Origin of the sequence: Methylomonas rosea (genome assembly GCF_024505055.1) — a bacterium.
Classification (GTDB): domain Bacteria; phylum Pseudomonadota; class Gammaproteobacteria; order Methylococcales; family Methylomonadaceae; genus Methylomonas; species Methylomonas rosea.
This window is the reverse complement of record NZ_JANIBL010000141.1, coordinates 1-1,394: the sequence shown is the minus strand read 5'-3', so window position 1 is coordinate 1,394 and position 1,394 is coordinate 1. Positions and strand designations below refer to the sequence as shown.

Annotated in this window: 2 protein-coding genes; one reads left to right on the top strand and one right to left on the bottom strand. The window is 46.8% G+C overall.

The features are described from left to right. A partial coding sequence (locus tag NP589_RS21495; protein WP_256608798.1) for a hypothetical protein occupies positions 1–422 on the top strand: 422 nt, incomplete at its 5' end. A 590-nt stretch (positions 423–1,012) separates the two neighbouring features. Here the strand turns inward: NP589_RS21495 and NP589_RS21490 are convergent. Next, a partial coding sequence (locus NP589_RS21490) for a hypothetical protein (RefSeq protein WP_256608797.1) occupies positions 1,013–1,394 on the bottom strand: 382 nt, incomplete at its 5' end.

Genomic DNA, 1,394 nt, shown 5'->3' with positions numbered 1-1,394 from the left:
TTTCACCGACGCAAACTGTTCAAACTAAATCTATCGTACTTAGAAATACCGGTAAAGAAACAGCCAAAAACGTTGAACTTGTATTTAATTGGAAGCCATTATGCATCAACGTTTGGCCATCGCGACACTATACGGAGCATAACGAACCAGATCGTAGATGCACGTTAATTTTCGATAGTCTTGCTCCAAATGAGGTACTTGGTTGCGAACTGCTAACAATTAACGAGAACTTACCCGATTTGATAACTGCACGTAGTGAACAATGCGTAGCTCAGACAATTGAGATGTATCCTCAGCCAATTATGAAAAATTGGCAGAAACAAGGCTCGATATTTTTAGGGCTGACTGGTCTGGCATTGGCTGTATACCTAGGTATTTTATTATTACAATTTTTAGTACTAAGAACCCCGTTGGGGTATTAATTAGGGTCTTAGCTAAGTAGGGTAAGCACAGGTTTTGTGCTCATGCGGGATTGTTGGTTTTCATCAACAATGATTCGCTACCGCGAAGCCTGATTTAACGCCGGTTCGCGGACCGGCAACCGCGATACTTTCTTTTGTGTCGCCAAAAGAAAGTATCCAAAGAAAAGGCGACCCGAATGCCGCTTATTCCCTGTGCTCCTCACTTTTGCCGAGGGTTTTCGGAAGGGGCTTCCTGCCCCTCCGAAAACGAGCGGCATCCCTGCCGCTCCCCTGCGGGCTATTCTCGGCAAAAGCTCCGGTGCTCGGCGCGGCATGCGGGGCAACCCCATCTCCTTGTAGGATTCTCGTTCCCATGCGCCGCGTGGGAACCAGGAAAACCGCGATATTTTGGCTGGTAACCAAGCTCTGGCTTGGTTACTGGGCCTTGGAAGCTCTAGCTTCCCGATCAAACCGACGAAAGCTGGAGATTTCAAGATGGTGTTTCCAAACTGGAGTTTGGGAACCAGAGCAAAGAAACTGGCAAATATCGCAGTCCATGGGATGTGCTGAATGTAGTGAAGCGCATCGGTCGTGTAAGCGGACCTATGATTTTATTGAAATGCAGGGCTCTGAACGTCTATTGTCTGGTTTATGTCGGGTGGGGACAGGTCTTCTTGCGTTTCGGTTACCGGTTTATCGGTTGCAAGGTCTTTGGAGCCGACCTCGTTTTCTGCGCATTTACCCTTCAATAATTCGATGGCGCCTGGCCAGCAGGACGCCTCGACGTAAGACTTGGCATACCAAAGAAAGGCTACGCCGGAGCAATCCTCATGCACAATCTTGGCTGTAACGCTAAAATCGTCGTCATAAACTCTTTCCACTTTGCAAAAGTAAACGGGTTCAGACCAGGCTGTATTTGTTGTTAGAGATAAAAGGGCCAGAGCAGATATATTTTTAAGAAATGTCATCTTTTTATCCAAAAATGCTAAATAG